Origin of the sequence: Roseibacillus persicicus, assembly GCF_014651675.1 — a bacterium.
GTDB classification, from domain to species: Bacteria; Verrucomicrobiota; Verrucomicrobiia; order Verrucomicrobiales; family Akkermansiaceae; genus Roseibacillus; species Roseibacillus persicicus.
The window spans coordinates 137,324-162,626 of sequence record NZ_BMXI01000009.1; the positions used below are offsets into that span (position 1 = coordinate 137,324).

The 25,303-nt window shown below is 55.1% G+C and carries 28 protein-coding genes; 15 read left to right on the plus strand and 13 right to left on the minus strand.

Annotation, left to right across the window (positions count from 1 at the left end):
• Positions 1-53 precede the first annotated feature (53 nt).
• On the plus strand, positions 54-203 hold the full coding sequence (locus IE099_RS11645) for a hypothetical protein (RefSeq protein WP_189570110.1): 150 nt from the start codon (positions 54-56) through the stop codon (positions 201-203).
• Positions 196-609: a deoxycytidylate deaminase gene (locus tag IE099_RS11650; RefSeq protein ID WP_229809493.1), complete on the plus strand. Its 414-nt coding sequence runs from the start codon at positions 196-198 to the stop codon at positions 607-609. Before IE099_RS11645 ends, IE099_RS11650 begins: the two co-directional genes overlap by 8 nt.
• A gap of 59 nt (positions 610-668) precedes the next feature.
• On the opposite strand, the gene IE099_RS11655 is transcribed toward IE099_RS11650, so the two are convergent.
• Together IE099_RS11655 and IE099_RS11660 are read right to left on the minus strand one after the other, a co-directional pair.
• Positions 669-1,430, minus strand: a complete 762-nt coding sequence (locus tag IE099_RS11655; RefSeq protein WP_189570111.1) for a class I SAM-dependent methyltransferase — start codon at positions 1,428-1,430, stop codon at positions 669-671.
• A 36-nt stretch (positions 1,431-1,466) separates the two neighbouring features.
• Positions 1,467-3,206 (minus strand): ABC transporter ATP-binding protein, encoded by a 1,740-nt coding sequence (locus tag IE099_RS11660; RefSeq protein WP_189570112.1) that lies wholly within the window; start codon positions 3,204-3,206, stop codon positions 1,467-1,469.
• Between the two features lie 148 nt (positions 3,207-3,354).
• Here IE099_RS11660 and IE099_RS11665 point away from each other — a divergent pair, with 148 nt between their 5' ends.
• Together IE099_RS11665 and IE099_RS11670 are read left to right on the plus strand one after the other, a co-directional pair.
• Positions 3,355-4,125 (plus strand): hypothetical protein, encoded by a 771-nt coding sequence (locus IE099_RS11665; protein WP_189570113.1) that lies wholly within the window; start codon positions 3,355-3,357, stop codon positions 4,123-4,125.
• 37 nt (positions 4,126-4,162) lie between these two features.
• Positions 4,163-4,990, plus strand: coding sequence for a hypothetical protein (locus IE099_RS11670; RefSeq protein ID WP_189570114.1), 828 nt, complete (start codon positions 4,163-4,165; stop codon positions 4,988-4,990).
• 482 nt (positions 4,991-5,472) lie between these two features.
• Here the strand turns inward: IE099_RS11670 and IE099_RS11675 are convergent, their stop codons facing one another.
• The 4 genes from IE099_RS11675 to nusA form a co-directional block, all read right to left on the minus strand.
• Positions 5,473-6,711, minus strand: coding sequence for a nucleoside recognition domain-containing protein (locus IE099_RS11675; RefSeq protein ID WP_189570115.1), 1,239 nt, complete (start codon positions 6,709-6,711; stop codon positions 5,473-5,475).
• Between the two features lie 82 nt (positions 6,712-6,793).
• A complete protein-coding gene (rbfA, locus tag IE099_RS11680; RefSeq protein WP_189570116.1) occupies positions 6,794-7,150 on the minus strand; it encodes a 30S ribosome-binding factor RbfA in 357 nt (118 codons plus the stop codon).
• A 45-nt stretch (positions 7,151-7,195) separates the two neighbouring features.
• The gene (gene infB / locus IE099_RS11685; protein ID WP_189570117.1) at positions 7,196-9,337 is read right to left on the minus strand and encodes a translation initiation factor IF-2; all 2,142 of its coding nucleotides are present in this window, start codon (positions 9,335-9,337) and stop codon (positions 7,196-7,198) included.
• 39 nt (positions 9,338-9,376) lie between these two features.
• Complete coding sequence (gene nusA, locus IE099_RS11690; RefSeq protein ID WP_189570118.1) at positions 9,377-10,717, minus strand: transcription termination factor NusA; 1,341 nt, start codon at positions 10,715-10,717, stop codon at positions 9,377-9,379.
• 166 nt (positions 10,718-10,883) lie between these two features.
• Between nusA and IE099_RS11695 the strand changes: the two genes are divergently transcribed.
• Positions 10,884-11,537 carry an HAD-IA family hydrolase gene (locus IE099_RS11695; RefSeq protein WP_189570119.1) on the plus strand — a complete coding sequence of 218 codons (654 nt, stop codon included), beginning with the start codon at positions 10,884-10,886 and terminating at the stop codon, positions 11,535-11,537.
• Here the strand turns inward: IE099_RS11695 and gatA are convergent.
• The 4 genes from gatA to IE099_RS11715 all read right to left on the minus strand — a co-directional run bounded on the left by gatA (position 11,534) and on the right by IE099_RS11715 (position 14,285).
• The gene (gatA, locus tag IE099_RS11700) at positions 11,534-12,946 is read right to left on the minus strand and encodes an Asp-tRNA(Asn)/Glu-tRNA(Gln) amidotransferase subunit GatA (protein WP_189570120.1); all 1,413 of its coding nucleotides are present in this window, start codon (positions 12,944-12,946) and stop codon (positions 11,534-11,536) included. The two genes, IE099_RS11695 and gatA, sit on opposite strands and share 4 nt — an antisense overlap.
• A gap of 28 nt (positions 12,947-12,974) precedes the next feature.
• Entirely contained in the window at positions 12,975-13,268 is a 294-nt protein-coding gene (gene gatC, locus IE099_RS11705; protein WP_189570121.1) for an Asp-tRNA(Asn)/Glu-tRNA(Gln) amidotransferase subunit GatC, read from the minus strand.
• A gap of 63 nt (positions 13,269-13,331) precedes the next feature.
• A complete protein-coding gene (locus tag IE099_RS11710) occupies positions 13,332-13,676 on the minus strand; it encodes a hypothetical protein (RefSeq protein ID WP_229809494.1) in 345 nt (114 codons plus the stop codon).
• A 30-nt stretch (positions 13,677-13,706) separates the two neighbouring features.
• Positions 13,707-14,285, minus strand: coding sequence for a hypothetical protein (locus tag IE099_RS11715; protein WP_189570123.1), 579 nt, complete (start codon positions 14,283-14,285; stop codon positions 13,707-13,709).
• A gap of 263 nt (positions 14,286-14,548) precedes the next feature.
• Here IE099_RS11715 and IE099_RS11720 point away from each other — a divergent pair, with 263 nt between their 5' ends.
• From IE099_RS11720 to rpsI, 6 genes are all read left to right on the plus strand, one after another.
• Positions 14,549-15,118, plus strand: coding sequence for an RNA polymerase sigma factor (locus tag IE099_RS11720; protein ID WP_229809495.1), 570 nt, complete (start codon positions 14,549-14,551; stop codon positions 15,116-15,118).
• A gap of 14 nt (positions 15,119-15,132) precedes the next feature.
• The gene (locus IE099_RS11725; RefSeq protein ID WP_189570125.1) at positions 15,133-15,645 is read left to right on the plus strand and encodes a hypothetical protein; all 513 of its coding nucleotides are present in this window, start codon (positions 15,133-15,135) and stop codon (positions 15,643-15,645) included.
• Between the two features lie 64 nt (positions 15,646-15,709).
• The gene (locus IE099_RS11730) at positions 15,710-16,687 is read left to right on the plus strand and encodes a S1C family serine protease (protein ID WP_189570126.1); all 978 of its coding nucleotides are present in this window, start codon (positions 15,710-15,712) and stop codon (positions 16,685-16,687) included.
• A 193-nt stretch (positions 16,688-16,880) separates the two neighbouring features.
• Positions 16,881-18,359, plus strand: a complete 1,479-nt coding sequence (locus IE099_RS11735) for an MATE family efflux transporter (RefSeq protein WP_189570127.1) — start codon at positions 16,881-16,883, stop codon at positions 18,357-18,359.
• A 134-nt stretch (positions 18,360-18,493) separates the two neighbouring features.
• Positions 18,494-18,925: a 50S ribosomal protein L13 gene (rplM, locus tag IE099_RS11740; protein ID WP_189570128.1), complete on the plus strand. Its 432-nt coding sequence runs from the start codon at positions 18,494-18,496 to the stop codon at positions 18,923-18,925.
• 37 nt (positions 18,926-18,962) lie between these two features.
• The gene (gene rpsI, locus IE099_RS11745; RefSeq protein ID WP_189570129.1) at positions 18,963-19,358 is read left to right on the plus strand and encodes a 30S ribosomal protein S9; all 396 of its coding nucleotides are present in this window, start codon (positions 18,963-18,965) and stop codon (positions 19,356-19,358) included.
• Between the two features lie 116 nt (positions 19,359-19,474).
• On the opposite strand, the gene IE099_RS11750 is transcribed toward rpsI, so the two are convergent.
• A complete protein-coding gene (locus IE099_RS11750; RefSeq protein WP_189570130.1) occupies positions 19,475-20,485 on the minus strand; it encodes an MBL fold metallo-hydrolase in 1,011 nt (336 codons plus the stop codon).
• A 97-nt stretch (positions 20,486-20,582) separates the two neighbouring features.
• On the opposite strand from IE099_RS11750, the gene IE099_RS11755 reads away from it, so the two are divergent.
• Complete coding sequence (locus IE099_RS11755) at positions 20,583-21,341, plus strand: exodeoxyribonuclease III (RefSeq protein WP_189570131.1); 759 nt, start codon at positions 20,583-20,585, stop codon at positions 21,339-21,341.
• A gap of 40 nt (positions 21,342-21,381) precedes the next feature.
• Here IE099_RS11755 and IE099_RS11760 read toward each other — a convergent pair whose 3' ends face one another.
• A complete protein-coding gene (locus tag IE099_RS11760; RefSeq protein WP_189570132.1) occupies positions 21,382-21,858 on the minus strand; it encodes a dihydrofolate reductase in 477 nt (158 codons plus the stop codon).
• Positions 21,859-21,947: 89 nt separating this feature from the next.
• Here IE099_RS11760 and IE099_RS11765 point away from each other — a divergent pair, with 89 nt between their 5' ends.
• A complete protein-coding gene (locus IE099_RS11765) occupies positions 21,948-22,271 on the plus strand; it encodes a hypothetical protein (protein WP_189570133.1) in 324 nt (107 codons plus the stop codon).
• Between the two features lie 10 nt (positions 22,272-22,281).
• On the opposite strand, the gene IE099_RS11770 is transcribed toward IE099_RS11765, so the two are convergent.
• Entirely contained in the window at positions 22,282-23,091 is an 810-nt protein-coding gene (locus tag IE099_RS11770) for a thymidylate synthase (protein WP_189570134.1), read from the minus strand.
• A gap of 155 nt (positions 23,092-23,246) precedes the next feature.
• On the opposite strand from IE099_RS11770, the gene IE099_RS11775 reads away from it, so the two are divergent.
• Entirely contained in the window at positions 23,247-24,125 is an 879-nt protein-coding gene (locus IE099_RS11775) for an OmpA family protein (RefSeq protein WP_189570135.1), read from the plus strand.
• Positions 24,126-24,203: 78 nt separating this feature from the next.
• Positions 24,204-25,277, plus strand: a complete 1,074-nt coding sequence (locus IE099_RS11780; RefSeq protein WP_189570136.1) for a M42 family metallopeptidase — start codon at positions 24,204-24,206, stop codon at positions 25,275-25,277.
• The last annotated feature ends 26 nt before the right edge of the window (positions 25,278-25,303 follow it).

The following is a 25,303-nucleotide window of genomic DNA, read 5'->3' on the forward strand; positions in this document are numbered from 1 at the left end:
TGGTATGGCGAAAACGCGAAGGCAGTCTGATCGTGACTGGGATTCAGGGTTCAGTGAGCGAATTTACAGGCTATCTAGTAGTTGGTGAAGGAGTGATGACCTTTCTCGGCAAAGGAGCAAGTTGCCGTGAGCGAACTGACGATCCTGAGCAGATTTCTGCTTGGTTGTTGCAGAAAGATCGTGAGACTGCCGGAGATGAGTGACCGCATCACGATACCGCAATACGCGATGGCGTTGGCCGAGGTTGCCAGCCTGCGCTCGGAGGATCCGTTCCGCAAAGTTGGCGCCGCCGCGTTGGACTTTGACAACCGTGTCATCGCCACTGCCTATAACGGATTGGCCCCGGGATTTGATGCCCCCGAGGGTTTCTGGGATGATCGGGACAAGAGGCAGAAGTTCATGCTGCACGCCGAGATCAACCTTTGCAGTCTTTTCAAGCGAGGAGAGGCCAAGATCGTGGCGACTTCCACCATGCCTTGCACTGCGTGCATGCAGACTCTCTGCGCCTACGGAATCAAGGAGGTCTACTATCGCGAGGTGTATAAAGCGTCCGACGCTCCTGAAATTGCCGAAACTTACGGGATCAAGCTGGAGCAGGTGGTTGCTTAGTCTGCTGCCGGGATCCGAATGGATTGAGGTGAGCGATTTTTTAATGCTTCGGAGTTGTTCTACTTCTCGAAGATCATGAGGTGTTGCCAAGGGAGGTGGTGGAGGGTTTTGACGTGCTCTAGACCTGAGGCTTTCATTTCCTTGATTGCTTGAGCCTCGGTCATCTTGTGGAGCGGTTTGATAGGAACCTCGGGGTCTTCCCCTCGATACTCCAACAAGAAGAGTCTTCCCCCTGGTTTCAATGCCGAATACAGGGAGGCGAGCATCTCAACAGGGTGAGAGAATTCGTGATAAACGTCGACGAGAATGGCTGAATCGAGAGACTCGGGCGGCAATTCAAGAGAAGTGATGGTGCTGAGATGGGGTTGCACATTCTTGACTCCTTTGCCCCGGGCCCGGTTGGTGAGGAACTCAATCATCTCGGGTTGGATATCGATCGCGATCACCCTCCCTCGGGGAACGAGCGGAGCCAGTCGAAAGGTGTAATATCCCGAGCCTGCCCCAATATCGGCGATGACGTCGTCTGGCTGAATCTCGAGAGCGGAAATTGCGGCAGAGGGCGCTTCTTCAGCCTCGCGGTTGTCACGCTCCAGCCAATTGATCGCTTGATGGCCCATCACATGGGCGATCTCGCGCCCCAAATAGAATTTGCCGATGCCGTCGCGGGAAGCCGGACCGGTCGTGTAGGATTCCGGACGAGGGACAGTCGGTGTTGGAGAGGGAGGAGCCTGCCCTGTTGGCGGTTTTTCCTTTAGTAAAAAGAATCCACCCAAGACTGCGACAACCAAAAGGACGACCAGCAGGGCAAGCGAGCGATTCATTGTCGACAGGATGGCACCGGCCGGGGTGGGCTTCAATTACGGATTCTGGTCCTCGTCGAGAAACGACTTTTTCGAAAGCTCCCCGTAGAGCCCGCCCAGTTGGAGTAATTCCTCGTGCGTACCCTGCTCGACCACCCGGCCTTGATCCAACACATAGATACGGTCGGCATTTTTAATGGTGGAAAGCCGGTGGGCGATGACGAATACCGTTCGATTCTGCATGAGACGGTCCAAGGCTGTCTGAATGAGGTGCTCGGTCTCGGTATCCACGCTGGCAGTAGCCTCGTCTAACAAGAGGATGGGCGGGTCTTTCAAAAGTGCGCGTGCGATGGACAAGCGTTGCTTCTCGCCGCCGGAGAGTTTCACCCCCCGTTCTCCCACATTGGTATCGAGTTGTTGGGGCAAGGCCTTCACGAAGGACTCGCAGCAAGCGTTGGAGAGAGCGGCCCACAATTGCTCTTCGGTTGCATTGCGACGGGCAAGAAGGAGATTGTCCCGCACGGTGCCATTGAAGAGGAAGGCTTCTTGCGTCACGTAGCCGATGTTTTCGCGCAACGAGGATTTGTCCAACTCCGCCAGCTCGTGGCCATCGATGAGAATGTGGCCCTTCTGATAAGTGTAAAATCGTGGCAAGAGGTTCACGATCGTCGACTTGCCTGCGCCAGTCGGCCCTACCAGAGCGACCGTCTGACCAGGCAACGCCTGAAGATTGACGTCGGTTAGGGTGGGGGAGTCGTCGCCATACGAGAACGAGAGATCCTTGAACTCGACCTGTGCCGCGAAATCATTCGGGAGAGCTTTGGCATTTTCCAGATTGGGTTCGTTTTCAGAATCCAGAATCTCAAACACCCGATCAGCCGCTGCTCGCGAGGAGAGAAAGAGCTGGTTGAGTTGGCGGAGATTGTTGACGGGTTCATAGAAGAGAGAGAGCAGCAGAAAATACATCACCAGATCGCCCAACTCCATCTGCTCGTTGATCACTTCCCGACCTCCAAAGAAAAGCACGAGTGAGTAACCGAGCATTTGGATGAAAGACATGGAGGGGTTGTAGACCGCCCACCAACGCATCAAGCGCAGGGAAGACTGGCGCACCTTTGCCGAAAGCGAATTGAAGTGCGCCAGCTCGTCCTTCTCCGCGGCATAGGACTTGATTTGGCGAATGCCCGAGATGTTGTCATGGAGCAGAGAATTGAGGTCGGAAGTGGCATCGCGTTGGGCCTTGTGGCGGTAGCGCGCGTCCTTGGAGTAGATCCAAGCTCCGAGAATGAGGAACGGGATCGGGAGTGTTGCCCACAATCCCACCTGCAGATTGGTGTAATACATCACTGCGCCCACCGCCAGCAGCTGGATGGATGAGACTAGTCCGAGCTCGATCCCGTCAATAAGGACCCGTTCCATGGAGGTCACGTCCTCGGCAACCCGGGTCATGATGTCGCCAGTGCGCCGGGTATCGAACCAACGGAGGGGAAGGTTCTGAATCTTGCGGTAGAGATCGGAACGGACGTCGTAGATTACATTTTGTTCGAAGTGATTGTTCACCAGGATACGACCGCAATTCAGAAAATCTTTTAGAAAGAAGCCCCCAACCCCGAGGAAAACCCACTTGAAAAGTTCGTCGTGTCGAGACGGGTCGGAGAGGATCTCATCGGTGACAAATCCTGCTATAGAAGGGAAAACGATGACCGAAAGAGCCATCAAGGAAGCGCAAAAAAGTTGAGCGGCAGCCAAGCCGGGGTAACGCTTGAGGTAGGAAAAAACGCGAAGAACTGAATTCATGAACGGGCGCACCTAGGAGTAGGAAGCTGCTTTTGTAAAGACGTGTGCGGTTTGGCCACATTTTTCTATTGTCGGGTGGGGTGAATTCTCACTACAGTGTCCAAATCAATGGGAGTTGTTAGTAGGCTCCCTGAAACGCACACACGTTATGGCAAACGCTTTTGGAATTATTGCAGCACTGGTCTTGGCGGCAGCCGCTTATTTCGGCTTCACCAATAAGAAGGCTCTCGAACATCAGCGCGCCGCGCTGTCGTCCGAAGAGCAGAAACTCGAAATCAACACCAACGAATTTGAGGAAAAGAAAGAAACCCTGATTGGTCTGCAAGATGATACCAAAGCAGCTAACGAAGAGAACGCCACTCTGACTGAGCAGCTGGAAACGCAGCTTGCCACCAATAAGTCTCTTCAAACTGATATCGACGACAAGAAGTCAGCAGTCGAGTCCAAGAAGGCCGAAGTTGAAGAGGGACGCGAGAAGTTGGCCCGTTTCGGCGACCTCGATAACCTGAAGCGCAACTTGGAGAAACTCAGCACCGACCTTGCAACCCTGAAGGGCGAGCTCCTTCTCAAGGATACCGAGATTCAAACTCGCAAGGCTCTCAGCGATTCCCTTGGAACTGAGAACGAAGCCATCTCTTCTGTGCTTGAAAACTACGCCAAGAAGCAGTCTCTCTCCAGCCTCAACGCCAGCGTCTCCCGAGTCGTGAACGACCTTGGATTCGTCATTCTCTCGGGTGGAGACAATGCTGGAATCGTTCGTGACTCCATCCTCGATGTGAAGCGCAATGGACAAACCATCGGGAAGTTGAAGGTCACCGGGACCGAGCCTTCTACTGCCGCAGCTAACATCATCCCCGATTCATTCGAAGATGGCATGACCGTCCGCGTTGGTGACACCGTGGTAGCCTCCTCCAAGTAAATTAATCCTTCTCTAGCCACACACAGCACACACCAAAATGATTAAGAACATTTTCTACATCCTGACCATTATCCTTTGCGGGGCGGCGGCTTTCTTCGGTTATCAAACCAAGAATACTCTGAGCGATACAATCGGGCAGACCATTGAGACCTTCGATAATAACGAGACCGTTGCTTCAAATATCGATGAGAAGAACTCGGAAATTAAAGTTGCCAAAGACGAGAAGAAAACTGCCATCGACGCACGCAACGAAACTTCCGCCAGCTTGGAAAACGAGTCTTCGAAAGAAAGAGGTTTGAAAACTTCTTTGGCTGAGCTCGAGGGGGAAATCGAGAGCTACGATGCTGACCTCGAGACCATTCAAACCAATATCACCATCGCTCAAGAGCTCATCGGCCAGATGATTCCTGACGCGGGTGGAAATCTCAGCATTGATGATGTTGTGGGTTACATCGAGGACTTGGAGAACGAGCGTAAGGAAAAGGAATCTGAACTGGAAGAGAAGACCGAGATTGCCGGCAAGTTGGCTAAGACCGTTGCTGCAGCTTCTGACCGTAAGGAAAACCTTCAGGGTCGCCTTGGGAAGGTGAAGTCCCGCATCGCTCTGAATGGAGTGAGCGCGAGCGTGACTGCCGTTTCCAACGACTATGGCTTCGTCATCATCAATCGGGGTTCCAATAACTCTAACATTGATGAGCGCAGCGAGCTGTTGGTTAGCCGCGGTGGTTCATTGGTTGGTCGCCTCAAGGTTTCTGCCGTCGAGCCCACTCAAACCATCTGTGATATCATTCAGTCCAGCCTCAAGCCTGGTCAGCGTATCCGTTCCGGTGACCGTGTCGTGGTGAAGGTGCCTGCTTCGAACTAAGCGCGACCGACTCACTCAGATTTTTAAAAACGGCGGGCTTTCCCGCCGTTTTTTTGTGCTCGTGAGGCAAGCTCTCCTTCCCGTTGCCAAACAACTTCGTCGGTAGGGCTGTTTTGACAAAACAGCCGCGAATGTTGGTGGAAGGGCCCTCGGCTATACGCGTCTCGTCCGCTTATCGGTCTCTCGAGGGGCGATGAAAGTTCGGTGAGCTTGCATCACGGGGGCATTGGGGAGTTTCTCCGGTGCGGGGGAAAGAGGAAGCCATTCGAAGAGTGTTGGCGCTCTTTGATTCGAAGTGACAAGGAGGGCGAGCAAACAAGCTTTGCTCGACCCGGGAGCGACTAAGAACGAACTTATTCAACCTGAGGGCGGCAGCAAGCGGCAGGCACTCCAAAAGGCTCTCTCCGGCCAGGGCAGTCCTTACAAGGTGGAGGCGGTCAATCCTTTCAGTCGCCTGAAGAGCTCGGTGAATTCCGGCTTTTCTATCCGAAGAACGCGTAGGCGACGAAGATCGCTGCGAGAATTCCTGCAAAGTCGGCGGTCAATCCAGCCGTGAGCGCATAGCGGGTTTTTCGGATTCCGACTGAACCGAAATAGACAGCAAGGACATAGAAGGTGGTTTCGGTCGAGCCTTGAAAGGTGCAGGCCAAGCGTCCTTGAAACGAATCGACTCCATAGTTTTCCATTGCTTCCGAAGCCATACCTCGTGCTCCGCTTCCGGAGAGGGGTTTCATGAGAGCAGTTGGAACGGCGTCCACCCAGCGGTCATCCGTCCGGGTTATGCCCACGCCAGCCTTCAAGCTATCGGTGATGCCGTCCAAGCTGCCGGAGGCGCGGAAGACTCCCACTGCGACCAGCATGGCGACGAGAAAGGGGATGATTTTCACCGCGACTCCAAAACCCTCCTTAGCTCCCTCAACAAACTCCTCATAAACATTGATGCCCCGCATCACTGCAAGAACAAGAAAGCCGACGATAATACTGAAAATGAAGAGGGCGGCAAAGACTGCTGACTGGGCCTGCATCGCTCCTTGGGTGAGGCTTTGAAAGTAAACGGCCGTGCCCGTGATGAAAGTGGTCATTCCAATGAGCCACAGGAGTACTGGTCCTTGGAAGAGATTGATTCGCTGAATCAAGCTTGTCACGAGTAGTCCGACAAAGGACGAGCAATAGGTCGCGATGAGAATGGGGATGAAAATGTCGGCTGGATTGGGCGCGTTGAAGGGGGGAGACGACCGGAGAATCATCACCGAAACAGGAATGATGGTGAGCCCGCTAGTGTTGAGCACAAGAAACATGATCTGGGCATTCGAAGCGGTGTCTTTGAGAGGATTCAATTCCTGCAACTCCTTCATGGCCTTCAGGCCGAGGGGGGTGGCGGCATTGTCCAAGCCAAGGAGGTTGGCTGAGAAATTCATCACGATGGAGCCGTGGGCGGGATGGTCCTTGGGAACATCTGGAAAAAGGCGAGAAAAGAAGGGTGCGACCAAACGGGACAAGATGGCGACCGCGCCGCCCTTCTCTCCAATCCTCATAATGCCGAGCCAGAGAGCCATTCCACCGATAAACCCGAGTGAGAGGCTGGCCCCGACCTTTGCCATTTCGAAGAGGGCTTCGGTCATGGCGGGGAAGACGCTGAGGTCGCCCCAGATGAAGGTCTTGGCCAGCGCGACGAAAAAGGAGATTACGAAGAAGCTGAGCCAGATGTAGTTGAGCGCCATGGAAGAAAGACTCGGGATTCACTCTCCACGAGTCAAGAGGCCCGGGTGTTCGCCGGGGCTCAGTCAACCGGTCTGAGGGGGCCTACTCCGCAGGCTCGTCGGCCGTGGGCAGACGATCGACCTCTTCCAGCAAGTTGACGATATCTACCCCGCGTTCTGCGGAGACGTCATGCCGGAAGCTGAGGACAGGGGTGTTGCGCAATTTGACCCGTCGCATCACTTTGCTTTGAATCATTCCGTGTTTGCGCGTGAGTTTTTCCAAGACGGGTTCTGGCTCGCCGCCTAGAATGCCAACCCAAACCTTGGCCTCACGAAGGTCCTTGGTGACCTCTACCGCATTGACTGATACGAGTTGGCCCTGCCACTCAAAGTCCCGCTGGATCACAGCTGAGATTTCTCGCTTGAGGAGCTCATCGACACGTTGGAGACGTTGGGACATGGGTAGAAGATAGCCCGTTTCGCAACGGGCGCAAATGGGGGATTCCTAGAGGGTGACAGGGATGCTCTCCAGATTGTAACACTGGATGATGTCGCCTTCCTCGTATTCGTTGAAGGAGCCGAGGCGGATACCACATTCGATGCCTTGCTTGACCTCTTCCACCTCGTCGGTGAAGCGGCGCAGGGTAGACATCTTTCCGTCGAAGACAGGAGTTCGGCCGCGCAGGACGCGGGCATGGGCTGTGCGGGAGACTTTTCCTTTTACAACCACGCAACCGGCCGCCTTGCCGCGCTTGACCTTGAAGACCTGCTTGACCTCGGCGGAGCCGATGACGTTTTCGCGGGTTTCCGGGACCAACAGGCCGAGCATGGCTTCGCGCACTTGGTCGAGCAGTTCGTAAATGACCGAGTAGAGTTTAATCTGAACTCCTTCGGATTTTGCCGCTTTAACCGCTTTGCTTTCCACCTTGGTGTTGAAGCCCAGCACGACGGCGTCGGAGGAGCTGGCGAGTAGAATGTCGGACTCGCTAATGGCTCCAGTCGCGCAATGAAGGAATTTGACGTCCACTTTCTCGGACTCGATGTCTTCCACCGCTTGCTGAATAGCCTGCACCGATCCTTGCACGTCGGCGCGCAGAATGAGGTTGAGAGTGGTCTTTTGACCGGTCTCGACGAAGGAAAGCATGTCTTCCATCCGGCTTTTCTTGGGGCGGACGAGACGCTTTTCGCGTCGTTCGTGGATGCGTTCGTCGCTGAGCTTCTTTGCGGCGCGTTCGCTCTCCATTTCGACCAGCTCGTCTCCCACATGGGGCGCTTCCGAGAAGCCGAGGACCTCGATGGGATAACCCGGAGGCACTTCCTTAACCTTTTCCCCGTGGTCGTTGATGAGACCTTTGATTTTACCGGAATAAGGACCGCAAATAAAGGGTTGTCCGACCTTCAGGGTGCCGTTCTCAACGATCACACTGGCGGTAGCTCCCTTGCCGGCCTGAATACGGGATTCGATGACGATGGCGCGAGCGTTGGCCTTCGGGTTGGCTTTTAGTTCGAGAACTTCAGCTTGAAGGGCCATGAGTTCGAGCAAGTCATCCATGCCTTGGCCCGTAGTGGCCGAGACCTCCAGGCATTCGATGTCGCCACCAAAGTCCGTCGGAGTGAGTTCATGCTCCATGAGCTGGGTCTTGACCCGAGTGGGATCAGCCGCTGGCAAGTCGCACTTGTTGATGGCAACAATAATGGTCTTGTTAGCCGCTTTGGCGTGACTGATTGCTTCCTTGGTCTGGGGCATGATGCCGTCGTCCGCGGCGATAACCAAGACGATGATGTCGGTGACATCCGCGCCCCGGGCACGCATTGCTGAGAAGACGGAGTGACCGGGAGTATCGATGAAAGTAACGGGACGGTCGCCGTGGTCGACTTGGTAAGCTCCCACGTGTTGGGTGATGCCGCCGGCCTCTCCGGAGGTCACCCTGGAGTTGCGCAAATAGTCGAGTAGGGAAGTCTTGCCGTGGTCGACGTGGCCCATGAAGGTGATGATGGGGGCGCGGAGCTGCATCTTGTCCTCGGGCTCCTCGATTTCAATCTCGGGCTCCTCAATGACTTCTTCCACCTTGTGGACGCCGCCGCCTTTTTCGCGTTTCTCACGCTCGAAGACAAAGCCGTGGGCTTCGCAAACTTTTTCCGCAATCTCCGGTTCGATGGCCTGCTTGGGGCTTACGAAGATTTCCAGGGCAATGAGATCCTTCATGATCTCGAATCCCTTCAGTCCCATCCGAGCCGCCAAATCCTCGACGATGATGGGGGGCTTCAAAGTGATGCGCTTGCCGTCATCAGGATCCTCGGGAGCTTCTTCAGCATCGGATTCCTGTGGAGGGGCGGGAGAGGAAGAATCGGCAGTCGCGTCGAGAGATACCAGCTCGGCATCAGTCTTGATCTTTGAGATGGGGGCCAGGATATCTCTACCAGATCTCTTGGTTTTCTTGATTCCGGACTTCGGAGCGTCGTCGTCATCAATTCCCAAATCGAGAGCGGCCTTCTTTTGCTTCTCAACGGTGGGCTCAGCTGCTTCTTCGGCAGCTTGCTTTTCACGCTGCTTCTCGCGGCGCGACTTTTTGGGTGCTTGATCCTCGTCCAAGAGGCTCAGCACTTTCTTTTTCTTTGCGTTCTTCGATTTTCCGTCGTCTGCCATGCAATCTTTCCTTCGTTTTCACCGGCCTGCCCCAGATCTTTATTGTTGTGCCTCTTCCGCTGGAGCGGAATCTTCACTAGCTTCAGGGGTCGGTGCTGGGTCCTCTTGGGGACTTTCCGCACCACCGATTTTTTGTTGGGCTTTGCCCAAAATTTCTTCCGCAAGCTCGCGGTCGCCTTCCAATGCTGATTCGAGATACTCAATGGGCATCTGGGTCACCAACTCTGCGGTTGCTCCACCAGCACGGAAGATTTTGTCTGCGATGAGAGGGTCGATCCCGAGTTCATCAGCCAGAGACATTGCCGCACCAGCCACGCGGGCTTCAAATTGTTCATGCTGGGACTCGTCCTTGCGGACTTGCACGTCCCAGCCAACCAGCTTGGAGGTCAGGCGCGCGTTTTGACCCCGGCGACCGATAGCCTTGCTGAGATCTTCCTCATCCACGGTGACGTGAATGACTTTGTCTTCTTCGTTTGCCTTGAAGCTACGAATAATGGCAGGTTTCAAGGCGTCGGTGACAAAATCCTGTAGATTTTCGCTCCAGCGGATGATGTCCACTTTCTCGTTGTTGAGTTCGCGAACGATGTTTTTCACCCGGGCACCCCGGAGGCCAACGCAAGCGCCGACGGGGTCGACTTTGTCGTCGTTGGTGCCAACGGCGACCTTGGTGCGGTAACCAGCCTCGCGGGCAATGGCTTTGAGTTCCACGGTGCGGTCGGAGATTTCTGCAACTTCCGCTTCAAAAAGGCGTCGCACGAAGGCGGGGTGACTGCGGGAAAGGATGATCTCCGGGCCGCGGGTGTCGTTATCAACTGCTACCACGTAGCAACGAATGCGGTCACCGACATTGTAGTCTTCGGTGGAAACCCGTTCGCGGGAGGGCATGCGGGCTTCGAATTTGCCCAAATCGATCATGACGTCGTTCTTTTCGAAGCGACGAACCGAGCCGCTGACGATATCGCCGGCGCGGTCCTTGAATTCATCATACATCATCTCCTTCTCGGCGAGTCGGAGGCGTTGCATCATTGTTTGCTTCGCGGTTTGGACGGCGATGCGGCCAAAGTTCTTGGGAGTGACGTTGAACTCCATCCGGTCGCCGACAACGGCTTCCGAGTTGCGTTTCTGCGCCAGGGAAAGGGGGACTTCGTTGAATTTGTCCTGATGATCATCATCGGCAACGACCTCGAGATCGGCGAAAATTTTGGTTTCGCCTTTCTTGGTGTCGATTTCCGCACGGAGAATCTCGATGGCATCAGCACCTGGCACCATGCGGCGGTAGGCCGAGGTGAAAGCGTATTCCAAAGCCTCGACCACTCGCTCGCGAGTGATGGCTTTTTCCCGTTCGTAAAAATCGATGAGGGCAACGATGTCGTTGGTCATAAGGTCTTGAGGTTAACCTCAGGAGACAGAAAAGAGCGGGTCCTTAGAACCCACCCTTGGCCATTTCAAGAGATGTCTTCGGGCGAAGTCTTAGGGGTGGGGGACAGTCAAAGCAAGTGCGAAATCCTTGCTGGCCTCTATAAGTCGGCTTGGGCACAGTGAATGGGTGCAAGCTATCTTCCTCGATGCCGCCGGAACTCTCTTCGACCTCGCCGAGCCGGTGGGAGCGGTTTATGCCCGATTTGCCGACCAGCATGAGCTCGCATTGACGGAGAAAGAGGCGGAGTTTCGATTTCGAAAAGCGTTTCAGAGTCTTCCCGCGCCAGTGTATCTGGACGGGCAGGAGGGTCATGAGAGTGAACGCCAGTGGTGGCGGGATTTGGTTGGGGTGGTGGTGGAAGGTGTTGAAGGCGAGAGGTTTGAGGAGTTTTTTGAGTCTCTCTTCGCTTACTATGAGAGGCCGGAAGCTTGGCGGCTTTTTCCTGAGACTCTTTCCTTTCTGGACAGGTCCAAGGATCGCTTTCGTCTGGCGGTGGTGTCGAATTTCGACGGACGGCTTCACACCATCTTGGAGGGGCTGGCGCTTTGTGATTACTTCGAACTCGTGGTTTCATCGGCAGATGCGCGGGCGCGAAAGCCGGATGAAAAGATTTTTCAATTTGCGCTCGGAAAGATGAATCTTTCTCCCTCCGAGGTAATGCAAGTGGGTGACTCTCGAAAGGCGGACTACGAGGGGGCCTTGCAAATGGGCTTGAGGGCCTGGCACCTGCAGCGGGGCAAAGGCGGAGACCTGCTGCAGGTTTTCGAAGAACTCGATTAAGACTGCTCTATCGCGCTGGCAATCTGCAGGACCAGATCGTCGCGCAAGTGGGGGGCCATGATTTGAACGCCGACCGGCAATCGCGTTCCGTCGCCCGAGTCCATTTCGCCACAGGGGAGGGAGATGGCCGGGAGTCCGGCGAGGTTGGCGGAGATAGTGTAGACGTCGGCGAGGTAGTCTTGGAGGGGATCCTCGTCCGCGACCCCGATTTTCCGAGGAGGAGAGGGAGTGGTTGGGGTCAAGATGGCATCGACTTGCGCAAAGGCGCTGGCGAATTCCTGTTGAATGAGGGTCCGCACTTTCTGTGCTCTGGTGTAGTAGGCGTCGTAGTATCCAGAGGACAGAACGTAAGTGCCGAGTAGAATCCGTCGCTTCACCTCTGGTCCGAAGCCTTCTTCGCGCGACTTGCGATAGGTGTCGATGATGTCCGTGGCGTTTTCACTGCGCCTTCCGTAGCGGATGCCATCGAAGCGAGAAAGGTTGGAGGAGGCCTCGGCCGGTGCGAGGATGTAGTATGTGGCTACCGCCGCGTCGGTCAGAGGGAGGTCGATGTCGACGAGCTCGGCGCCTTGTTCTTCGAGGCGGGCGGCTGCCGCGCGGACCAGCTTTTCGATCTCGGGATCGAGCCCTTCGGCAAAGTATTGCTTGGGGAGACCGATGCGCAGTCCTTTGACGGATTTGCCGAGGGATTCAGAGAAATCCGGAACGGGTTCGTCAAGAGAGGTTGAGTCCAAGGGGTCGTGGCCAGAGATGATTTGCAGGAGGGTGGCGGCATCCTCGACGGTGTGGGTGAGGGGGCCGATTTGGTCCAAGGAGGAGGCGAAGGCAACGAGGCCGTAGCGCGAGACTCGTCCGTAGGAGGGTTTCATGCCCACGATTCCGCAAAAGGCCGCGGGCTGGCGAATCGAGCCCCCGGTGTCCGAGCCCAAGGAGGCAAGCGCCATTTCCGAGGCCACGACTGCTGCAGAGCCTCCGGACGAACCTCCGGGAATGCGGCTGGGGTCGTGGGGGTTGACGGTTTTTCCCAGAGCTGAGTTTTCCGTGGCGGAGCCCATTGCGAACTCATCCATATTGGCGCGGCCCAAAAGAATGGCGCCGGCTTCGCGCAGCTTGCGAGTGACGGTGGCGTCGTAGGGGGCGGTGTAGCCACTTTCCAGAAAGCGGGAACCGCACGTGCAGGGTTGGCCGAGGGCGTTGATGTTGTCCTTCAGGACGATGGGAATGCCGCCCAGAGGTTTGCTCAAATCCGCGTTGGCGGCGTCGGCGAGGGCTTGCTCGGTATTGAAGGAGAGGAGGGCGCCGATGGATTCATTCTTCGCCTCCATGCGTGCCACGAGGTCGGCAACGAGGGAGGGGGAGTCGGTTTCGCCGGACTGAAGGGCAGCACGGGCTTGCGAAAGAGTAGTCATGAAAGGTCTTTAAAAATAGAAAGCGAGGTTAGGAAGCGTCGACAACTTTGGGGACGCGGATTTGGTCCTGCGCGGATTCGGGAGCGTTCTGGAGAACGGCTGCGGTGCTCAGGCCCGGACGGGTGGTGTCAGCTCGCATGACGTCGTAGACCGGTGTGGGGTGCGCAGTGGGTTCGACTCCATCAACGTCGATAGCCGAAAGGGTATCGATGTGCTTGAGGATGGGAGTCAGCTGGCTTTCGAAAGTGGCCAATTCCTCATCGGTTAGGTCGAGGCGGGCCAGTTCTGCAATCCGTTTCAGGGCAAGTTCGTTATCGGGCACGCAGCGTGTCTAGCGCGTTGCCGCTGGATTTTAAACCCTTTTTGAAGGCTTTGCCAAAGTGGCTCAGGCGAGGGTCTTGATGAACGAGAGAATCCAGCCCGCAACCGAGAAAATTGCGATCACAAGGAGGACGAAAAGAAAGGTCGAGCGGGCTTGGTAGCGGTGCTCATTGCGGATTTCTCCCTTGGAAAGGTGGGCGTTGAAGCGTTTGGCTCGCTGGCGATCCTCCCAGTCATCGGGTGGGGGCATCAGGCTGCGGCTTTCTTCATACTCGCGGCGAATCCGGTCCGGAGCGCTCGAGATCATCTCCTCCATTTTGGCGATTTGTTCCGCCACGGCGCGTTCCTGCTCGGCCAAGGCGGCCAATTCGGAGGCTCCGATGGGAGGTTCTTTCTTCTTTTTACGCATCACTAACATGGCAGTGGACGGTCAAAAACACTAACGGCTGAGATAGACAAGGAGGGCAATGGAGCCCAAGACAATAATAGGAAGATTGAAGGCCAGACCCTGACGCACGGTACTCACGAAGGAGTCTTGGGCGGCGGACTTGGGAGTTGAGAGGAATCCTCTTCGTCGTCCCTCGCTAATGGTGGCAACGACTTCTTCGTAATCATTTTCACACGCCTCCAGGATGTCCATCGCGTTTTGAACCTCCTCTGGCATTTTAGTCTTTTTCCACTTTCGGGGATCGATGCCCTGCAGGGTTTGGAGGTGGGAAGCGAAAGTCTTGCGGGCGTCCTCGAGTTCCTTGAGTCCCTGGCGGGCTTCAAAGATCTCCCGGTCAACAGCTTGGACCGAGTGGTCCAGGCGTTCGAGAAGTTCGATTTGCCCGTCGATGAAATCTTGTCGCTGATGCGTAATCTCTTCGGCCTCCAGTCGCTTGCGCTCAATTTCTTCGCGTTGTTGTTGGAGCTTCTGAAGCTGTGACTCAGCCTGTTCCAACTGGCGATTGTACTCGTCTCCGACTTTGGGGGTGGCGGAGGCGACGTTGAGGTGTTGTTTACGCGTTGTAGACATGGCAAGGAGGGTCTCGGAGACTACAAAACTGACAAACTTTTGGCTACTAGAATATTAAGATAGTTTAAGGTTTTAGTAACTCATGTCTTAACCAAAGGACGGAGATCGTTCAGAATCAAAGCGGATTCAGCGTTAGAAGGAAGTCGTTCGATTGTTTCGCGGGAAGGTGTATGGTCGAGAGAGCGGGAGCTTGAGTCCGCGCTGTTCTTTTTTAAACAAACTGTTACTGCTCGCTCGCTGTGCCTGATGACGAGTCAAATAATGTGATTGCAGCAAAAGCACAAGATGTCGGGGCTTTGACCCTGGACTGGCAAGGCTGGCTGCGGGTTAACGGCCCGCGGCTGCTTCTATTTGCCCGTCAACAAACGAGGAACGGTCAAGATGCCGAAGACGCGTTGCAAGACGCGCTGGTGAAATTGGCCAAAAAAGTCGACGAAGGAACTTTCGTTGGAGGCCAGGAGGCTTGGATGCCTTTTCTCTATACCCAAATTCGCCGCGAAGCGATCGACCGTGGACGCAAAGACGACCGGAGACGCAAGCGGGAGGAGCACGTGGTAGAGGATGCCAAAGGCTTGGAAACTACGGAAAGCGGAAATTGGTTCCTCGATAGTAATGCCGACGGAGAGCAGGCCGAGTTGGTAGAGCAGGCTCTCAAGGAGCTACCGCCCAAGTTTTCAGAAGTGATCGTGATGAAGATTTGGGGGGACCGAACTTTTGATGATATTGGGAAAGCCTTGGGCATTTCCCTGCACACCGCCGCGTCCCGGTATCGCTATGGCTTGGACGCCCTCAGAAAGAAACTTGCAGCAGCCCGCATTCGAGGCGATATATAACGACCCAAAGTAAGATGGATTCAGAACTCAAACAGTTGGAAGAAGAGCTTCGCGGATTCGCGCCGAGCCCCATGTCAGGCGATGTCTTGGCAAGAATGGTGGAGGCGATGGACCGTTGGGAGGAGGCAGAGGGTGAGACTGTTGAAGAGACGAGCGGCAAGGTTGTTCCTTTTCCCCGTGAGGAAAAAAGCTCCAGTTGGAGGCCCATGTGGGCGGCGGCAGCAGCGGTGGCAGTGCTTGGCGCTGCCATGGGTGTTCTGCTCCCCGAGGGAGAGTCCCCGCAGGTGACCGCGATGAGCAACCTGGGTCCCGTGCCAGTTCTGAGGCAGGCCTCCCTGGTGCCAGTTAATGTTCAGCGCAAAGTGCGCTCGATGGATGCGGGGATGGTTTCCAACAAGGATGGGATGGAGTATCAGCTCATCCGGGTAGTCCGTCAGGAAGAAGCAGATTTCAAGGGTGGGGGAGATGTGGGCTTGAAGATTTCGCGTCCCAAAGTGGACTATTATGTTGTCCCTGTCTCTTACTAACAGGCAGGGATAAAGCTCGAATTCTTTAGACAAAATTGAGAGATTTGTTCGCTCTCTTTGCACAATGAAAATGATGAAGATTGGTACAAATAAGATCGGCTGTTCGATTTTGTTTCTGGGGCTAGCCTCATCGCCGCTGCTGATCGCTGTGGAGCGCCCGGCAGAACTCGATGAGAAGCCGCATCAGTTAAAAAATGAGGCGGCACCATTGCCAGCCCCCGAACCGCAACCGGAAAAGAAAATCGCGGTGGTGGAGGCCATTCCTGGAGAGAAGGAGCAGGCCCAAGATGTGATTCCCTACTTGGGAATCGGGAGCACTCCCGTGGATGAACTGGTTTCCGGCCATTTGGGAATCGACCATGGAGTGGTGATTCAGCAGGTTCATCAAGGGAGCGGAGCCGCCAAGGCCGGCCTGCAGAAGAACGATATTTTACTGAGCTTTGACGGTCGTAAAATTTCAACTCCATTGGATCTGCGCGATGCGGTGCAAGGTCGCGAAGTTGGAGATGAAGTTGCAGTGAGCTTGATTCGCAAAGGGAAGGAGCAGGAGCAGAAAGTCGTGCTCGAAGAGCGGCCGGCAGGGCTTCCTGGAATTCCACGGGGAGTTCGCGGCTTGGGGCAATTGCAACAGGTTTGGCCGGGTGACGGTGAGATTCCTGCCGAGGCCCAAGAGCAAATCGAGCGCTTTCGAAACATGATCGACCAAGAGTTCGACGGGGTTGCCCTGGGGCTAAAGCTCAATGAGCTCTTCCACGGAAATCTCCCCGAGGGCGATGGCCAGATTGACCTCGATATGAATACCGAGAGCTCGGTGACTTGGTCAGATGGAGATGGAACCATCACCATGAACATGAAGAACGGGCAAACCGAGGTGAAGGTCAGAAACAATGCCGGTGATGTGGTCTACGAAGGGCCTTGGGAAACACCACAGGATAAGGAAGCAGTCGACCCCGAGATTCGCGAACGAATCGAAAATATGGGTGTTCAGCGCCAAGGTAACCAGCTGAAGTTCTGGATGGAAGGTCTCCCGGGAGGCCGCTAGAACCCAACGATTTTATTCTTAGCCCGCAGTGATTCGATTCGCTGCGGGCTTTTTTTGTCCCGATATCTGAGGTGCCGCGCTGAGTGCTGCCTGGGGTGATAGGTTGGTCGCGGTCGAGTGCAGAAGGGGAACGGTGAGAGCTCCACGGAGGTTCCCTTGGTTTGTGAAATTGCTTCAAAAATGAAAAAAAGCGATGGGTTTCTGCGCTGATGCTGCTACCAAACTCACGATGTCGCGACCGGGGGTGAGTGTAGAAGCAGAGGCTCGGTCGCAAGGTAAGCTGGGAGGTCGTTTGGGGAGGCTTTCTTTGAAACGGCAGGTAGCCTCGTTGGCGCTTTGGCCATTTTTGGAGCAGATTCTGGGGTTTCTCGTGGCGACGGTTGACCTCATTTACACGGGTCGATTGGCCGAAGGGGATTTGCGGGTGGCGATGCTGGATGCCATGGGCTTGGGTGGTTACACGGCCTGGCTGTTGATGATTTTTCAAGGGGCGGTCGGAACCGGGGTGATGGCTCTGGTCTCTAGGGCGACGGGGGCGCGTGATGGCGATTTGGCTCGCAAGGGCCTGGTGCAAGGTCTCTTGCTCGGGGTGGCTACGGGGCTGGTGGTATCGGTGGCGATGTATTTTTTGCTGCCTGTAATCATCTCGGTTTTCGGGCTTTCCGGGGAAGCCGCGCGACAGGCCCACCGTTATCTGGGGGTGCTGGTTTGGAGTGCGCCATTGTTGGGGGTAATGTTTGCCGCAACCAATGCGCTGAGGGGATCGGGTGATACGCGGACGCCATTTTTCGCGATGGTTTTGGTCAATGTGGTGAATATTGGCTTCAGCTGGTTGTTCGTCTTTGGTCCGGAAGGGGTCGGGGGCATGGGGGTGGCGGGGTTGGCCTTGGGCTCGGTATTGGGGTGGGCCGCGGGTGCTCTAGCGATGGTGGTTTTCCTTCTGGTTCGAAAGGAAAAGGACGTTGAAGAGACTTTTCTCAGTCTGCGCGGGTGCCGCCTCGAGCCGGAACGGGATGTATTGGATCGAATCGTGAAGGTCGGGCTCCCGCAGGCCTTCGAGATGGGCGGGATGTGGGCGATTCAAGCAGTGATGGTTCGTTCGATTTCCAATTTGCCTCAAGACGGAACCTTGGGCGCACACATGATTGCCATTCGGGTGGAGTCGATGAGTTTTCTCCCTGGCTTTGCCATTGGCTCGGCTGGTGCAGCCTTGGTGGGGCAGTATCTGGGGGCGGGAAACCCTGAGATGGCGATGAAGGCAGCCCGGTTGTGCTGGAGGTATGCCGCCATTTTCATGGGCTTGCTGGGGATGCTGTTTCTGGCCTTTCCGAGGGAGCTGGTCGGCTTGATTGTGCCCGACGGTCCTGACTCCCTGCTGTTTCAGAATTTGGCTGGTCCGTTGGTCTTTCTTTGCGGGATGTCGCAGCCTTTTCTGGCGACCGCCCTGGTGATGAAGACCACGATGCGGGGCGCGGGTGCAACCCGCTTGGTGATGCGATATTCCTTTTCCTGTATGCTGTTTTACCGGGTGTTGGTCGTGCCTTTGGGAGTAACCTATTTTGGAATGGGGTTGACCGGAATTTGGATCGTGATGTTCGTGGATGTGGGAACTCAGGCGTTCCTTTTTGCCCGGCTGCATTTCAAGGGTGATTGGTTGAAAGCAAAGGTTTAAGAGAGTGAAATCCTTTCGAAATGCTCGTGAGATAGAGATTGACAGAGGGTGGTCACTTTCCTAGCTTCCGCGCCCGCCCGAGCCGTGATGGCTCTGGTAGGAAATGGTCTAAGAGCCCCTGCTCCCATTCAAATATGAAAACATACTCAGCAAAAGCCGAAGAGGTCGAGCGCGCGTGGCATCTCATTGATGCGACCGACAAAGTGCTCGGCGATGTCGCCGTCGAAGCCGCCCGCCTCCTGCGTGGCAAGCACAAGACAATCTTTACTCCCCACGTTGATACCGGTGACCACGTTGTCATCATCAATGCGGAAAAAGCCCGTTTCACTGGAAACAAAGAGTGGCAAAAAATCTATACTCGCTACACTGGTTTCGTTGGTAATCAGAAAGTTGAGACTCCCCGCAAGGTGCGTGAGCGTCGTCCCGAGCTGCTCCTCGAGCGTGCTGTCTGGGGGATGATTCCCCACAACAAGCTGGGCCGTCAAATCATCAAGAAGTTGAAGGTATGTGTCGGACCTGAGCATCCCCACGAAGCCCAGAATCCTGTTCCTTACGAGGTCAAGTAATCCTCCATTTTCCTAATACTTTTACACTTTTAATCTGATGGCAACTGCTACTGAATACACCGCTACTGGCCGCCGCAAGACTGCCGTAGCTCGCGTCTACCTCACTGAAGGTTCCGGCCAAATTGAAATCAACGGCCGTGGTTTCGAAGAATACTTCGCGACCCTTCCTCTCCAAGGCATCGTTCTCGCTCCTTTCCAGGTGGCGAACCTAATGAACAAGTTCGACGTCCGCGTCGTGGCCAAGGGTGGTGGACTGCACGGTCAAGCTGGAGCGACCAAGCTCGCGATCGCGCGTTCCCTCCTGCAAGTCGACCCCGAGCTTCGTCCTGCTTTGAAGGCCGCTGGTCTTCTTCGCCGTGACCCACGTGCGAAAGAGCGTAAGAAAGCTGGTCAGCCTGGTGCACGTAAGCGCTTCCAGTTCTCCAAGCGTTAATCTCCCGATTCCATTTTTCAAAAAGCCGCTTTCCTGTTCAGGGAAGCGGCTTTTTTGTTTCCTCCAACGCGCTCATTCGAGTGTTTGGGGAATGTCTTGAACTAGAGTGCGGTCCTCTACCAACGCCAAGGTTCCGCCGCCCAGCGGTAGCCCGGGCCGGTCTCGATGATGGTGCCAATCCCGGGGAAGGGGAGGTGGAAGCCATAACAACGGGTTTTTTTAGCCGCGGCCTCGCTCCAGAAGACCTTGCGGGTTTCGACCGACTGCTTGGGATGGTGGTCGAAGGCGATGGTCCAATTGGGGTCGGCAAACATGAGCAGGTCGTGATGCGCAAGGTCCATGAGATGGAGAAATTCTTCGCCACCGGAACGGATGCGAAAACAAGCATGTCCGGTCGTGTGGCCGGGAGCGGGCTCAATGGTGACAAGTCCTCCCAAGAGGGTGGTGGTTTCCTGCTTGTGCGGAGTAAGAACCTCTTCCAGCATATCAAAGTGGTTGCGAACGGTCTTGATCATGTTCGGGAGGTTTTTCCGATTGCGTTTGGTTTCGGAAAAATCTGGTTCAGGGCTCCGCCAGAAATCGATCTCCGATTGCAAGAGATGAATTTCGGCGTTGGGAAATGCGGGCTTTCCCTCGCGTGCGAAGCCATTGAGGTGGTCGCTGTGGGAGTGGCTGAGAAAGGCCGCAGTGATGGATTCAGGAGAAATACCGGCCAAGGCGAGTCCGCTCGTCAACCAGCCCATGCGCTCGTTTTCCTTTCCGCCGAATCCGGCGTCGAAAATTACGGTCTCCTTGTCCGTGCGAACTACGAGGATGTTGACGTAGAGAGGAACGGCATCCTCCTTTCGGCGTCCCTCCTCCTGGAGCAGAGCGTCCATTTCGGGGCGCTTTTCTTCCGGCCACATCAGTCCCAGGCCTTCGCGAAGGGGAAAGTAGGCGTCGGAGATCGACCAAGCCTCTGCATCGCCAATCTGAAATTTATAAACGTGTGGCGCGCGTTTGAGAGCCGTGGGCTGGGGATTGGATTCCGGCTCTTGCCCCGAGGAAAGGGCGGTTAATCCGATACTGGTGCCCAAGGCGGAGGAGAGGAATCGGCGGCGGCTGGGTGAAAGGTTTTCAAGAGACATTGCGTGTCTACGAACAAGCTTGGGGAGATCTTCCGCCACTTTGACAATGGACAGTTTGTAGGCTTGTTTCGTTGCCGCCTTCGCTAGAATCAGCAGCATGAAGTTGATCTCTTGGAACGTGAACGGAGTGCGTGCGGCGCTGAACAAGGGGCTCGCCGATTTTGTTGCGGCCGAACAGCCGGATGTCCTTTGTCTGCAGGAAACCAAGGCGCGCGAGGAGCAGGTGGACTTGCCGTTGGAATTCGGGGGATATCAGCCTTTTTGGAATAGTGCGGATAAGGCGGGGTATTCAGGAGTGGCTATTTTTTCCAAAACCGCGCCAATCGCGGTGACTCCGGATTTGGGGATTGCTCATCATGATACCGAGGGCCGGGTTTTGACAGCGGAGTACGATGAATTTTACCTCGTGACTGTGTATACTCCCAACTCGCAAGACGGGCTCCGACGTTTGCCCTATCGCCAGCAGTGGGATGTGGACTTTCTGACGTTTTGCAAGGAGTTGGAGACTCGCAAGCCTGTTATCTTTTGTGGCGACTTGAACGTGGCGCACACGGAGATTGATCTCGCCCGACCCAAGGCAAATCGAATGAGCGCGGGCTTTAGCGATGAGGAGAGAGCGGGGTTCGATGCCATGATGCGGGCGGGGTTTGTTGATACTTTCCGGGCAGCTCATCCGGGGGTCGAAGGAGCTTACTCCTGGTGGTCGTATCGGGGCGGCGCGCGATCGCGGAATGTGGGATGGCGTCTGGACTACTTCAATGCTTCGGACGCTCTTGCATCACGCGTCAAGGACCCCAAGATCTACACTGAAGTGCTGGGTTCCGACCACTGTCCGGTTGGGATGACCTTGGGTTAGTTCCCTGCGGCATCTGGGATGAGTTCTTGAGGTGGCAGCATTAGAGAATGGCTTTTCTCACAAAGCGAATCACCGAAAATTCCTCGTTCTCTTGGAGAGTTTCCGCCTCAATGAACTGTTCTGAATATTCGGGAAAGTATGTATCGCCTTGGTAAATTTTTTTGACCGAGGTGACCATTAACTCATCGAGAAGGGGTAAGAATTGCTGGTAGACCTCGGCGCCTCCAATAATGAAAACAGGGTCTGGCTTTTGCCAATCAACAGTATTCAAGGCAGCGGGCGTATGAATGATGGTGACTCCCTCCGCCTGCCAGTTGTGGTCTCGAGTGAGGACGATATTTTGCCTCTTTGGGAGGGGGCGTCCGATTGATTCAAAGGTTTTGCGACCCATCACGATGGGATGTCCGCTGGTGGTCTTTTTGAAAAAGGCCAAGTCTTCCGGCAGGTGCCAAGGAAGGTCTCCATCCGCACCGATGAGGCGATTGGGGTCGTGGGCAACGATGGCGATGAGTTTCATACCCGATTGATGCAGCGGATCGCCGCGCAAGGCACGAAATTTCTCACTTTGAAATTGCTAGCCAGCGGAAGAATTGAAAAGGCTGGGAGATGAAGGAACCTCGGTCCGAGCAGCAGGAGACGGCTCTTCGCAAATATAATGCCAGCTTGTTTCTTTCGATGATAGCGGGGGTGGTCGCATCAGGGAGCGTACTTTTCGGGCAGTCCCTCGAGCTTTCGCTGATGGCAATCATCTTCGGAGTTGTGGTCGGGTCTGTGACTTACATCTTCTTTCTTTGCCTCATGATTTTACTCGGCTTTTTCCTGCGAGGAAAATTCGGGCAAGCGATTTCCAATCCGCTCTGTTGGGCAATGCTGCTGCTCTCCCCCGTGGTGACTTGGTTTCTGACCACGCAAGTGGCGGGGCGCTTTTGAATAAAATGAATCACACTGCCACCGGAGCCTTGATGCCAGGGTGGGGATCGTAACCGGTGAGGGTAAAGTCCTCAAAAGAGAACCCGTCGATGTCTTTAATCTGAGGATTCAGTTTCATTTGAGGAAGTGGCCGGGGTTCGCGACCCAGCTGCTTGCGGGCTTGTTCGAGGTGATTTGAATAGAGGTGCAAGTCTCCGAAGGTATGGACAAAGTTCCGAGGCTCATATCCGCAGACTTGAGCGATCATCTGGGTGAGCAGGGCGTATGAGGCGATATTGAAAGGGACTCCCAAAAAAAGGTCCGCCGAACGCTGGTAGAGCTGGCAGGAAAGCCCTGGTTTATCGGAGTCGATATCGTGAACATAAAATTGAAACAACAGGTGGCAGGGAGGGAGGGCCATCTCGTCCACCAAACCCACATTCCATGCCGACACCAAGTGGCGCCGCGAATGGGGATTGTTTTTAAGTGAGTCCACTAACCGCGCAATCTGGTCGATTGTCGTTCCGTCAGGTTTTGGCCATGAGCGCCACTGTTGCCCGTAGACCGGGCCGAGATCGCCATTTTCGTCCGCCCATTCATCCCAAATGGACACTCCATTTTCTTTCAAATAGGAGATGTTGGTATCGCCCTGTAGAAACCAAAGAAGCTCATGAATGATAGAGCGGAGGTGAAGCTTTTTGGTGGTCACGCAAGGAAATCCCTCGCGAAGATCGTAGCGGTTCTGGTGTCCAAAAACCGAAATCGTTCCCGTGCCAGTGCGGTCTGTGCGGGGTTCACCGTGGTCCAAAACATGTTTTAGGAGATCGAGGTAGGCACGCATGGTTGGGTTGGGGGAGATTGGAGAAAGACCGGTTGAGAGTCGAGGATGAACGGCCGGTTCCTTTCTTGGGCTGGAGGGCAGCGCTGTCATCACTTTGTCTTGGTGTGGACTCCTGGCTCTCTTTCGTCTAACCTCGCTCACTCTTAACGAGCGTCATGGAAGATCCCCCAAGCAGAAGACCCAAGAAAAAGTTCCTCACTTTGTTGATGGAGATTGTCGTTTTGCTTTGTGTGGTCGCAGTTGCGGGTGGCATGGGGTGGTTTATCGGCAACGGGGACGTTAAAGATGTGAGGGCTGTCAATCGGCAGCTCCAAGAGGAGCGGACCCGTTCTGCCGAACTGAGAAAGGAAAGGGCCGCACTCCGTGAAGAGTTGCGAATTGCCAAAGAAGGGGGAGTGGAAAAGAAAGAGACGGACTTGGACAAGTTGCTTGCTCGCAAGGAGGCCGAGTGGAAGAGAAAACTCAATCAGGTGCGAATCGAGGCTGAAGTTGAGAAAGTGAAACGAGTCGAAGATTTGGAGCGGGAGATTCGCCTCCTGAAAATGGACGAGCGCATGAAGAAGGAAATGGCCGAGGGCGATGATTCTGCCGTTCCCGAAGGGGTCGCCCAAGGTTTGACGCCCCGCGCTCGACAGGTTTGTGCCGAAATGCTCGCGTGGGAAGGGCTTGAGTCCGATGCTTTGGCAGCCGCGAGGGAAAAGTTGACTCGTGAGTTGGGCGCGCGCTCTTTGGTTCGGGTGAAATTTGGGAGCGGAAGTGCTCACGTCGGGAGCGACGACCTCGATGCCATTCGTGTCGCGGTTGCCGACACTCAAGACTACTCCTTGCTCCTCGCAGTTGGATTTGCCGACACGGGAGGCGACGAGGAATTGAACAGGGAGTTGGGTAGCCTCAGGGCCCGCAATACAGCGGACTCAATGCAAGGATTGATTCGAAGAGGGCAGATAGTCGAGTCCGTGTATCTCGGCGAGACCTCTCGGTTTGGAGCTAAGGCCGAAAACCGTGTGGTCGAGATTTGGGAGCTTCAGCGGTAGCCTCGGAAGCTGGGTGGGGTTGTTGAATTTGGCGAAATTGCTATCGCCACGTGAGGTGTTTTTGGCAGTATCCCGGCCATGTCCGACTACTCAATCTCACTTCTCCGTCAACTTACTGAAGCTCACTCTGTCCCAGGCTTTGAGGATGAAGTCAGGGCTATTTTTCAGAAAGAACTCTCCGAGTATGGGGAATTGGGGAGCGATCGTCTGGGTTCAGCATACTGTCAATCTAGTGCTGCCAAAAGCGGCCCCAAGATTCTTGTGGCAGGACACATGGATGAAGTTGGTTTCCGTGTTCAGGCAGTCAATCCGGCGGGTTATTTGACCTTCGTTCCGGTGGGAGGGTGGTGGGGTCACAATTTGCTGGCTCAGCGCGTCGAAGTGAAAACCCGTTCCGGACGCAAAATTCTCGGGGTTGTTGCCTCCAAGCCGCCGCACTTTTTAACAGCACAAGAACGCGGAAAGGTTCAGGACCTGGACGCAATGTTCATCGACGTAGCGGCCAGTTCTGCGCAGGAAGTCGCAGATTGGGGAATACGGGTTGGTGATCCGGTAGCTCCAGTGAGTTCCTTTCAGCCCACAGCTCACAAAGATCGCTATTTGGCCAAGGCTTTTGATAATCGGGTCGGGATGGCTGGTGCAATCGAGGTTGGAAAGGCCTTGATGAAGAGTTCGAAGGGCAATCTGGTAGTCGCGGGGACAGTTCAAGAAGAAGTCGGTCTTCGGGGCTCCCGAACCTTGGCCAATGAGCTCGAACCCGATGTCGCGATCGTCCTCGAGGGCCCGCCGGCGGATGATACCCCGGGGCAGGATTTATCAATGAGCCAAGGAATCCTCGGGGGAGGGGTGCAAATTCGACTTCATGATCCTTCCGCAATCATGAATCCTCGACTAGTTGATTTGGCGTTGGGTATCGCAGAAAAGCGTGGAATCAAGCATCAGGTCACGGTGAGAAGAAGTGGTGGAACTGATGCGGGCGGATTTCATCTCTCGAATACCGGCGTTCCCTGTATTGTGTTGGGGGTCCCTGCGCGCTACATCCATTCGCACAACGGAATTATGGACCTCAACGATTACCAGGCAATGGTGGCATTGGCTTCCGCGCTTGTTGAGGAGTTGGAGCAAAGTGGCGGTAGTCATGCGGCCTACTAAGAAAGGCTCAAAGCGCATTCCGTCTT

Bases quoted from the DNA above. Each gene is read 5' to 3' on its own strand.
- IE099_RS11770 (WP_189570134.1), bottom strand. From the start codon at position 23,091: ATGCGTGCCTACCTCGATCTCCTAAAACATGTTTTGGACCACGGTGAA.
- infB (WP_189570117.1), bottom strand. From the start codon at position 9,337: ATGGCAGACGACGGAAAATCGAAGAACGCAAAGAAAAAGAAAGTGCTG.
- IE099_RS11725 (WP_189570125.1), top strand. From the start codon at position 15,133: ATGGATTCAGAACTCAAACAGTTGGAAGAAGAGCTTCGCGGATTCGCG.
- IE099_RS11775 (WP_189570135.1), top strand. From the start codon at position 23,247: ATGGAAGATCCCCCAAGCAGAAGACCCAAGAAAAAGTTCCTCACTTTG.
- IE099_RS11755 (WP_189570131.1), top strand. From the start codon at position 20,583: ATGAAGTTGATCTCTTGGAACGTGAACGGAGTGCGTGCGGCGCTGAAC.
- rpsI (WP_189570129.1), top strand. From the start codon at position 18,963: ATGGCAACTGCTACTGAATACACCGCTACTGGCCGCCGCAAGACTGCC.
- IE099_RS11655 (WP_189570111.1), bottom strand. From the start codon at position 1,430: ATGAATCGCTCGCTTGCCCTGCTGGTCGTCCTTTTGGTTGTCGCAGTC.
- IE099_RS11665 (WP_189570113.1), top strand. From the start codon at position 3,355: ATGGCAAACGCTTTTGGAATTATTGCAGCACTGGTCTTGGCGGCAGCC.
- gatA (WP_189570120.1), bottom strand. From the start codon at position 12,946: ATGACTACTCTTTCGCAAGCCCGTGCTGCCCTTCAGTCCGGCGAAACC.
- IE099_RS11670 (WP_189570114.1), top strand. From the start codon at position 4,163: ATGATTAAGAACATTTTCTACATCCTGACCATTATCCTTTGCGGGGCG.
- IE099_RS11660 (WP_189570112.1), bottom strand. From the start codon at position 3,206: ATGAATTCAGTTCTTCGCGTTTTTTCCTACCTCAAGCGTTACCCCGGC.
- IE099_RS11675 (WP_189570115.1), bottom strand. From the start codon at position 6,711: ATGGCGCTCAACTACATCTGGCTCAGCTTCTTCGTAATCTCCTTTTTC.
- IE099_RS11735 (WP_189570127.1), top strand. From the start codon at position 16,881: ATGGGTTTCTGCGCTGATGCTGCTACCAAACTCACGATGTCGCGACCG.
- IE099_RS11710 (WP_229809494.1), bottom strand. From the start codon at position 13,676: ATGCGTAAAAAGAAGAAAGAACCTCCCATCGGAGCCTCCGAATTGGCC.
- rplM (WP_189570128.1), top strand. From the start codon at position 18,494: ATGAAAACATACTCAGCAAAAGCCGAAGAGGTCGAGCGCGCGTGGCAT.
- IE099_RS11715 (WP_189570123.1), bottom strand. From the start codon at position 14,285: ATGTCTACAACGCGTAAACAACACCTCAACGTCGCCTCCGCCACCCCC.
- IE099_RS11780 (WP_189570136.1), top strand. From the start codon at position 24,204: ATGTCCGACTACTCAATCTCACTTCTCCGTCAACTTACTGAAGCTCAC.
- rbfA (WP_189570116.1), bottom strand. From the start codon at position 7,150: ATGTCCCAACGTCTCCAACGTGTCGATGAGCTCCTCAAGCGAGAAATC.
- IE099_RS11760 (WP_189570132.1), bottom strand. From the start codon at position 21,858: ATGAAACTCATCGCCATCGTTGCCCACGACCCCAATCGCCTCATCGGT.
- IE099_RS11730 (WP_189570126.1), top strand. From the start codon at position 15,710: ATGAAAATGATGAAGATTGGTACAAATAAGATCGGCTGTTCGATTTTG.
- IE099_RS11750 (WP_189570130.1), bottom strand. From the start codon at position 20,485: ATGTCTCTTGAAAACCTTTCACCCAGCCGCCGCCGATTCCTCTCCTCC.
- IE099_RS11650 (WP_229809493.1), top strand. From the start codon at position 196: ATGAGTGACCGCATCACGATACCGCAATACGCGATGGCGTTGGCCGAG.
- nusA (WP_189570118.1), bottom strand. From the start codon at position 10,717: ATGACCAACGACATCGTTGCCCTCATCGATTTTTACGAACGGGAAAAA.
- IE099_RS11765 (WP_189570133.1), top strand. From the start codon at position 21,948: ATGAAGGAACCTCGGTCCGAGCAGCAGGAGACGGCTCTTCGCAAATAT.